Origin of the sequence: Terrabacter sp. NPDC000476 (assembly GCF_040300125.1) — a bacterium.
In the GTDB taxonomy this organism is placed as follows: Bacteria; Actinomycetota; Actinomycetes; order Actinomycetales; family Dermatophilaceae; genus Terrabacter.
The window spans coordinates 595,225-603,532 of record NZ_JBEPDF010000001.1; the positions used below are offsets into that span (position 1 = coordinate 595,225).

Here is an 8,308-nt window from a genome sequence, read left to right on the forward strand (position 1 = left end):
CGTCGTCGAGGGCTGGCCGCGCGAGCGTTAGAATCTGCGCATGGATGCAGATACGCAAGATGCCGGCCTGCCGGATGAGCAGGTCGAGCTGGCGGTCGAGATCTTCCGGATGCTCGCGGACGGCACCCGCATCCGGCTCCTGTGGGAGCTGCGGGAGTCCGAGTGTTCGGTGAACCAGCTCGCCGAGGCCGTGGGCAAGCCGGCGCCAGCGGTATCTCAGCACTTGGCCAAGCTGCGGATGGCACGCATGGTTCGGACCCGGCGCGAGGGCAACCAGGTGTTCTACCGGGTCGAGAACGACCATGTGGCGAGCCTGGTGCGCGATGCGATCCACAACGCCGAGCACGCCTCCGACGGCATCCCGGCGCACCACCAGTCCACCGGCTCGACCATCACCGCGATCACCGGAAGTGGGCAGCGTCGATGAGCGCCTCTGAGCACCACCACCAGGCACGGGCCCATGACGGCCCAGATGACCACGAGCGCCACCACCGCAGTCCCGGGCTGAATCACGCGCGCGACCACGCTCATGAGCGCAACAGCGGAAGCCATGACTCTGACGGACACGTCCACGGGAGCGGCGTGTGGGCCCGGCTCCGCCATGCGGTGCGGCCGCACTCGCACGACGCTGCGGACTCGATCGACTCGGCGCTCGAGTCGAGCGAGCGCGGGATCCGGGCCGTCAAGATCAGCCTCGTCGTGCTCGGGGTCACCGCCCTCGCCCAGCTCGCCGTCGTGTACGTCTCGGGGTCGGTGGCGCTGCTGGCCGACACCATCCACAACTTCTCGGACGCGTTGACCGCCGTGCCGCTCTGGATCGCTTTCGCCCTGGGACGACGTGCGGCGACCCGGCGCTACACCTACGGTTACGGCCGCGCCGAGGACCTCGCCGGCCTGTTCGTCATCGCCATGATCGCGCTGTCAGCCGTGATCGCCGGCTGGGAGGCCGTCAGCCGGCTGCTGCACCCCGCCCCGGTGGACAACCTCGGCTGGGTCGCCCTCGCTGGCTTCGTCGGCTTCCTCGGCAACGAGGCGGTGGCTCTCTTCCGGATCCGTGAGGGACGGGCCATCGGCTCGGCTGCCCTCGTCGCCGACGGGCACCACGCGCGTACCGACGGACTCACCTCCCTCGCGGTGCTCGTGGGCGCCGCCGGCGTAGCCGTCGGGTGGACCTGGGCTGACCCGGTGGTCGGCCTCATCATCACCGTTGCGATCGTGATGGTGCTGCGCACCGCGGCCCGCGACGTCTTCCGACGCCTCATGGACGGCATCGAGCCCGAGCTCGTCGAAGCCGCCGAGACGACGCTCGCGGACGTCCCGGGCGTCACCCGCGTGCGCAGCGTCCGGATGCGGTGGATCGGCCACGAGATCCGAGCCGAGGCAGAGCTCGACGTCGAGGCGAGCACCAGCCTCCTCGACGCGCACGCCGTGGCCCACCGCGCTGAGGTCGAGCTCGTGCGAACGACTCCCAAGCTCCGGTCCGCGGTGGTGCACGCCTACCCGGCCCACCAGGCGGAGCACGCTGTACCCCCCGCCTAGGTAAAGGGGGCGCGACGTCCATCAACGCCGCCCCGCCGCCCTGCGGGCTGGACGAGGACGGGGCCGGGTCAGCCGCTGCCCATGCGGTAGCCGACGCCTCGGACGGTGTCGATGTAGCGCGGTCGGGTTGGGTCGTCGCCGAGCTTGCGTCGGATATGGGCGACGTGGACGTCGACGATGTGCTCGTCGCCGACCCAGGCGGGGTCCCACACGGCGTCTATGATCTGCCGTCGGGTGAACGCCAGCCGCGGACGGGCACTCAGCGCAGCGAGCAGGTCGAACTCGGTCCGCGTCAGCTCCACCAGCATCCCGGCGAGGGTCACCCGTCGCGCCTCGGTGTCGATGAGGAGATCACCGAAGACCCGCAGCTCGTGCCCCTCTTCACGGGCGCCTGCGGCCCTCGGGCGGCGGAGCAGCACCTGAACGCGTGCGACGAGCTCGCGGGGACTGAAGGGCTTGGTGAGGTAGTCGTCGGCACCGACGGACAGCCCGACGAGCAGGTCCACCTCTTCGGCTCTGGCGGTGAGCATGAAGACGTAGCAGTTGGAGAAGGTGCGGACCTGGCGGCAGACCTCGATGCCGTCGAGGCCGGGCAGCCCGAGGTCCAGGACGATGACCTCGGGCTCGATTGAACGGGCCTGTTCGACCGCTTCTCGTCCGTCATGGGCGACGTGCACCTCGTAGCCGGCCCGTTCCAGGTAGGCCGCAACCATTCGCGCGAGGTCCTTCTCGTCCTCGACGACCAGCACGCGCGCAGGGGCGGCCTCACTGCTGTGGCTCATGGATCCAGTTTGGTGGGCGGTGGCGGCGGAGCTCGCCGCCCGCCCGGTCGCCGTGCGCATCTTCGTCAGATCTTCATGAACTCAGTGTCAGGACTACAGGCGGCAGGCGGATCGTGGTGCACATGATGTGGAACTCCGGGATGGGCTCGACTCCGTGGATGTGGCTGGTCATGGGCGGCGGCACCGTGGCCTTCTGGGCTGCCGTGGTGTTCGCGGTCCGATGGGCCTTCGGAGGTCCACGTGGCACGGTCACGAGCGCAGGCGCGAGCCGCACCGAGGAGATCATGCGCATCGCCGATCATGGGGAGGATCCGAGCCGGGCGGCAGCGCCTCTCGAGGTGCTGCAGGCCCGGCTGGCGCGGGGCGAGATCGATGTCGACGAGTACGCGCGCACGCGCAACGCGCTCGTCGAGAGTGACCCGCGGTTGGGTCGCGACCGCGCAATCTCTGGATGACGCACAGCGACGCGCCGGGCTCCCGGCAGTACTTCTCCGGCCGGGAGTCCGGTGCGCGTCAGGCTGCCGCCTGGAGCGAGAGGGTGAACGTGGCGCCGTGCCCACTGCCAGGGCTGGTCACGGTGAGTCGACCGCCGTGAGCCTCAGCGATCGCCCTCGCGATCGTGAGGCCGACGCCGCTGCCGCGGGCATCCCGGGTGCGCGCGGCATCACCGCGGTAGAACCGCTCGAACACGTGGGTGAGCTGGTCGGGGCCGAGTCCCTCGCCGGTGTCCTGCACGACGAGCTGCACGTCTGCGCCGGCCCGGGCAGCCGACATGATGACCTCTCCGCCGGCTGGGGTGTGTCGCAGGGCGTTGGTGAGCAAGTTGGTCAGGACCTGACCGACCCGCTCCGCGTCGGCGACCACCCGAGCATCGACGCACGAGCCGAGCTCGAGCCACACTCCCTTGGCTGTGAACCCCGGCCGCGCTTCCCGCTCTGCGGACTCGATCAGTTCACGCACCGGCACGCTGCCCCGCCTCAGCTCGAGATGACCCTCCTCCGCCCGTGAGACGGCCGACATGTCGTCGCACAGGCGGGTCAGCCGCTCGATGTTCGACCGGAACAGCGCGGCCGTCGGCTCATCCCATTCGACGACCTTGTCGTCGAGGCCGTCGAGGTAGGCGGCGAGGGTCGCGACCGGCGTGCGCATCTCGTGCGCAACGTCACCGACGAGCCGCCGTCGGGTCCTCTCGGCGTCACCAAGGCGTCCGGCCATGCCGTTGAACGCCTCTGCGAGGCTCGAGAGCTCCGGTCCGGCGTCCGAGACCGTGGCCCGCGCGGCGTAGTTGCCCTGCCCCATCTCATGAGCGGCCGTCGTCAGCACCGCCAGGGGGCGTGTCAGGCGGCCAGCCACGTACCAAGTCACTCCCAGAGCGCACAGCACCGCGATGACCAGCGCCACGCCGAGCGAGACGAAGCTGGCCTCGTTGTAGGCCTGCTCGACGTGTTCGAGCTCCGATGCGGTCGCGGACATCCCCGCCCGAAGCAGGTGCTCGTGGAACAGCGGCGGACCGATCAGCGCGGCGACGGTGCTGGCGGTGAGGATGCCGGCGGTCACGACGGTGCCCTGGGCCACCATGAGCCGCGTACCCAGCGACCGGGTCGCCCACCGGGAACGCGGGACATCAGGACGAGGGGTGCTCACCATGACCCCAGTGTGGCGCCGTCATCACTGGTGCACGCGGGCCATGCAGCGGTCGACGTCGATCTTGACCGAACCTTCAGGAAACCGCAGTCGGGCCTGAACGTCGCCCACGCATCCTCGTACACAGGACCGCCGGCCCGCACTCCCCGCTGCACCGTCGCCCTGCCGGACCCACCAGCATCCACGAGGCATCAGCCGGCGTCCGTGAACCGTCGGCGCCGACCGACGTCTCCCGCCTTGCACCACCGACGAAGGAAGCACCTGTGACCCGCACCCTGAAGACCCTTGCCGCCACGGCCGCCCTCGCCGCCACGCTCGCCGTCGGCGCGTGCAGCTCGAACGACACGACGTCCGGACACCAGATGCCGGGCGGGTCGATGACCGCGATGGGCAGCGGGCCGGCGACAGCCTCAGCCGGCGGCTCGGCCGCGGTCCACAACCAGGCCGACATCACGTTCGCCTCGAGCATGGTGCCGCACCACCAGCAGGCCATCGAGATGGCCGACATGGCGCTCACCCAGGCCAGCAGCGCCGAGGTCAAGAACCTGGCCACCCAGATCAAGGCCGCACAGGAGCCGGAGATCGCGACGATGACCGGCTGGCTCACCGCTTGGGGGGCAGCGCCCATGCCCAGCGGCGACCACGACATGGGCGGCACGAGCATGGACGGGATGATGAGTGCCCAGGCGATGGTGGCCCTCAAGGACGCCTCCGGGACGGCCTTCGACCGGATGTGGCTGCAGCTGATGATCAAGCACCACGAAGGAGCCGTCGCCATGGCCAAGACCCACCTCGCGCAGGGGCAGAGCCCGGACGCCAAGGCGCTCGCCCAGGCCGTCATCGACGGACAGACGAAGGAGATCACCATGATGACCACGCTGCTCAAGACGCCCCTGTAGTTGAGCGACGGGCGCGCGAGACCTTGCCTCTGGCAACCCAACGCCCGCGGCGGATGAACACCACCCAAGGGCCCGGCTCGTCACCGACGCGCCCGGCCCTGGCTCAACTCCGGGAACCAGAACGGTGAGCACCTGACCGCCCCATGAAACCCTTGCACCTATACCCCATGGGGGTATGCTGAGGGTATGGACACGCACAGCGAACACTCGATCTCGCCGACGGGCTCGTTGGTGCAGGACCCCGTCTGCGGCATGGACGTCGACCCCGCCACCACCGAGCACCACATCGAGCGGGACGGCCACGACTACTACTTCTGCTCCGCCAGTTGCCGTGCGAAGTTCGAAGCGCAGCCCGACGCATACCTCTACGGCCCGGAAGGTCATGCCGGCATCGGTCACGACCACGCCAGTCACGGCCACGCCGGGCACGACCACGCCGGGCACGAGCACACTGGCCGGTCGCACAGTCAGCACCGTTCTGGCGCAGCGGAGTCCGCAGCTGGCGTCTCGGAGTGGACGTGCCCGATGCACCCCGAGATCCGGCGGCCAGGCCCTGGCACCTGCCCCATCTGTGGCATGGCCCTCGAGCCGGTCACCGTGACCGCGGACAGCGGCCCCAACCCCGAGCTGGCCGACATGACCCGCCGGTTCAAGGTCGCGGTCGCCCTCACGATCCCCGTGCTGGTCCTGTCGATGGGCCGCGACCTCATCCCCGCCCTGCACGATGCCATCCCCGCTTCGGTGGCCACCTGGGGGCAGCTCGTCCTGGCGACCCCGGTCGTGCTGTGGGCCGGGTGGCCGTTCTTCGAGCGTGGGTGGACCTCGGTCCGGACGCTGAAGCTGAACATGTTCACCCTGATCGCGATGGGCACCGGCGTGGCCTGGTTGTTCAGCGTCGTCGCCACCGTCGCGCCGCAGGTGTTTCCGGAGGCCTTCCGGATGGACGGCACCGTCGATGTCTACTTCGAGGCCGCCGCCGTCATCACCACGCTCGTGCTGCTCGGGCAGGTCCTCGAGCTGCGCGCCCGAGAGAGCACCTCCGGCGCCATCCGCGCCCTGCTCGACCTCACCCCCAAGACCGCACATCGGATCGGCCCGGACGGGACGGAGGCCGACGTCAGCCTCGACCAGGTCCATGTCGGCGACCTGCTGCGCGTCCGGCCCGGCGAGTCCGTCCCTGTCGACGGCGCCGTCCAGGACGGTCGCTCGACGCTGGATGAGTCCATGGTGACCGGCGAGTCGATGCCCGTCACCAAGCAGGCCGGGGATGCCGTCATCGGCGGCACCGTGAACCAGACCGGGTCAATCGTCCTGCGCGCGGACAATGTCGGGCGCGACACGATGCTCGCCCGCATCGTGCAGATGGTCGCCGACGCGCAACGCTCCCGAGCTCCCATCCAGCGGCTCGCCGACAAGGTGTCAGCGGTGTTCGTGCCCGTCGTCATCGCCGCCGCCGTCGTGGCATTCATCGTCTGGGCCACCGTCGGCCCCGAACCGCGACTCGCGCACGCCCTCGTCGTCGCCGTCAGCGTCCTCATCATCGCCTGCCCCTGCGCCCTGGGCCTCGCGACTCCGGTCTCGATCATGGTCGGCGTCGGCCGCGGCGCCTCGCTCGGTGTCCTCATCAAGAACGCCGAGGCGCTCGAGCTCCTGGAGAAGGTCGACACTCTCGTCGTCGACAAGACCGGCACCCTCACCCAGGGGCGCCCCTCCGTCACGCACATCTCCGTCGCCGACGGCACGGACGAGAAGGATGTCCTCCGGCTCGCCGCGGGCGTCGAGGGCGCCAGCGAGCATCCCCTCGGGATGGCCGTCGTCCGCGCCGCCACCGATGCCGGGATGCGCATCCCGGACGTGGCGGACTTCGACGCCCCCGTCGGCAAAGGCGTAACCGGCACGGTCGAGGGGCGGCAGGTCCTGGTGGGGAGCAAGGCGTTCCTGACCGGACAGGACGTCGACACCGCCAGCGTGGACGCCGAGGCCGACCGGCTTCGCGCCGACGGCGCCAGCGCCGTCTACGTCGCGATCGAGGGTCGCGTCGCCGGCGTCCTCGCCATCGCCGACCCCGTCAAGGACACCACCGCAGCCGCACTGCAGGCCTTGCGCGCCGACGGTATCGAGGTCGTCATGCTCACCGGCGACAACAAGGTCACCGCCGACGCCGTCGCCCGCACACTCGGCATCGACCGAGTCGAGGCCGAGGTCCTCCCCGACCACAAGAGCGACGTCGTGCAGGCCCCGCGCGCCGAAGGCCGCGTAGTCGCCATGGCCGGCGACGGCGTCAACGACGCACCCGCGCTCACGGCGGCCGACGTCGGCATCGCCATGAGCACCGGCACCGACGTCGCCATCGAGAGCGCCGGCGTGACCCTCCTCAAGGGTGACCTCACCGGCATCGTCCGCGCCCGGGCACTGTCGAAGGCCACCATGTCGAACATCCGCCAGAACCTCGTCTTCGCCTTCATGTACAACGCCGCCGGCATACCCCTTGCCGCCGGCGTCCTCTACCCGACGTTCGGACTGCTGCTCTCCCCGATGATCGCGGCCGCCGCCATGGCACTGTCATCCGTCAGCGTCATCAGCAACGCCCTCAGACTCCGCAGGGAGCGCCTTTGACCAAGGTCGAAGGCGCGAACAGGATCGGAGCCCAGCTGGTCTCGCGCGCGTCGACGTGCGCTCATCATGCCGCGGACAGGATCGTCGTGCCGATGACCGCGCGACGCCCGCGAGCACTGCCGAGAGCTGAGGCGGGCGCGCAACAATGGGGCGCATGAGCGCCCTGTCCGTCTCTGCAGGCGACCGAAACGATGGTCGGACCGTCCAGTGCTGGTGCTGCGGCACCAGCAAGGCCCCGGACCGGAGGGTTCATCTTGGCGAGCACCCAGAGGTGCACCTCTGTCTCCAGTGCGCCCACTTCGTGCACCAGCGGGCATGGGCGATCGAGGATGAGGGGAAGCACGGGCCGGCCCCGTTCGCCCGGGAACAGTTCCGAAAGCTCCGTGCCGTGGTCGTGCGCCGAGCGTGGCATAAGAACCGGTCCATCGGCGGCAAACTGCGCTGGCTCGGCAAGTACCTTCCGTAACCATGGACATCGAACTGCTGGTCATACCGGACTGCCCGCACGCGGCCGCGGCAGCTGAACTGATCACTGCCGCCTTGGCAGACACCCGCGTGAAGGCCACCATCACCCGCACCATCATCGACAGCCAAGACGAGGCGGAGGAACGCGGCTTCACCGGCTCCCCAACGATCCTTCTCAACGGCGTCGACCCCTTCGCGCCGCCTGACGCACCCGTAGCGCTGTCCTGTCGGCTCTATTCCACCCCGGACGGGTTGCGAGGCGTCCCAGCACTTCGGGACCTGCGACAAGCGCTCAAGCAGGTCGCCGCAGGCTAGACGGATCGTGCGAACGACCGCTCATGCCGCTCGTCGGACGACGTCCGT

The 8,308-nt window shown here is 69.8% G+C and carries 8 protein-coding genes; 6 read left to right on the forward strand and 2 right to left on the reverse strand.

Features of this window, described 5'->3' with window-relative positions; all coding sequences use genetic code 11:
- Window positions 1-40: 40 nt before the first annotated feature.
- Both ABT295_RS02790 and ABT295_RS02795 read left to right on the forward strand, forming a co-directional pair.
- Window positions 41-427 (forward strand): ArsR/SmtB family transcription factor, encoded by a 387-nt coding sequence (locus tag ABT295_RS02790; protein ID WP_352392890.1) that lies wholly within the window; start codon window positions 41-43, stop codon window positions 425-427.
- 155 nt (window positions 428-582) lie between these two features.
- Entirely contained in the window at window positions 583-1,539 is a 957-nt protein-coding gene (locus ABT295_RS02795; RefSeq protein WP_352392891.1) for a cation diffusion facilitator family transporter, read from the forward strand.
- 68 nt (window positions 1,540-1,607) lie between these two features.
- Here the strand turns inward: ABT295_RS02795 and ABT295_RS02800 are convergent, their stop codons facing one another.
- Window positions 1,608-2,321: a response regulator transcription factor gene (locus ABT295_RS02800; protein WP_352392892.1), complete on the reverse strand. Its 714-nt coding sequence runs from the start codon at window positions 2,319-2,321 to the stop codon at window positions 1,608-1,610.
- 122 nt (window positions 2,322-2,443) lie between these two features.
- Here ABT295_RS02800 and ABT295_RS02805 point away from each other — a divergent pair, with 122 nt between their 5' ends.
- Window positions 2,444-2,776 carry an SHOCT domain-containing protein gene (locus tag ABT295_RS02805; protein ID WP_352392893.1) on the forward strand — a complete coding sequence of 111 codons (333 nt, stop codon included), beginning with the start codon at window positions 2,444-2,446 and terminating at the stop codon, window positions 2,774-2,776.
- A gap of 58 nt (window positions 2,777-2,834) precedes the next feature.
- Here the strand turns inward: ABT295_RS02805 and ABT295_RS02810 are convergent, their stop codons facing one another.
- Window positions 2,835-3,878 (reverse strand): HAMP domain-containing sensor histidine kinase, encoded by a 1,044-nt coding sequence (locus ABT295_RS02810; RefSeq protein ID WP_352392894.1) that lies wholly within the window; start codon window positions 3,876-3,878, stop codon window positions 2,835-2,837.
- Between the two features lie 350 nt (window positions 3,879-4,228).
- On the opposite strand from ABT295_RS02810, the gene ABT295_RS02815 reads away from it, so the two are divergent.
- The 3 genes from ABT295_RS02815 (at window position 4,229) to ABT295_RS02825 (ending at window position 8,260) form a co-directional block, all read left to right on the forward strand.
- Window positions 4,229-4,864, forward strand: coding sequence for a DUF305 domain-containing protein (locus ABT295_RS02815; RefSeq protein ID WP_352392895.1), 636 nt, complete (start codon window positions 4,229-4,231; stop codon window positions 4,862-4,864).
- A gap of 186 nt (window positions 4,865-5,050) precedes the next feature.
- Complete coding sequence (locus ABT295_RS02820) at window positions 5,051-7,480, forward strand: heavy metal translocating P-type ATPase (RefSeq protein WP_352392896.1); 2,430 nt, start codon at window positions 5,051-5,053, stop codon at window positions 7,478-7,480.
- Window positions 7,481-7,948: 468 nt separating this feature from the next.
- Window positions 7,949-8,260 (forward strand): hypothetical protein, encoded by a 312-nt coding sequence (locus ABT295_RS02825; protein WP_020145887.1) that lies wholly within the window; start codon window positions 7,949-7,951, stop codon window positions 8,258-8,260.
- Window positions 8,261-8,308: the final 48 nt, after the last annotated feature.

Coding starts and splice junctions, on each gene's coding strand:
- ABT295_RS02790 (WP_352392890.1), top strand. CDS start 41: ATGGATGCAGATACGCAAGATGCCGGCCTGCCGGATGAGCAGGTCGAG.
- ABT295_RS02800 (WP_352392892.1), bottom strand. CDS start 2,321: ATGAGCCACAGCAGTGAGGCCGCCCCTGCGCGCGTGCTGGTCGTCGAG.
- ABT295_RS02805 (WP_352392893.1), top strand. CDS start 2,444: ATGATGTGGAACTCCGGGATGGGCTCGACTCCGTGGATGTGGCTGGTC.
- ABT295_RS02820 (WP_352392896.1), top strand. CDS start 5,051: ATGGACACGCACAGCGAACACTCGATCTCGCCGACGGGCTCGTTGGTG.
- ABT295_RS02825 (WP_020145887.1), top strand. CDS start 7,949: ATGGACATCGAACTGCTGGTCATACCGGACTGCCCGCACGCGGCCGCG.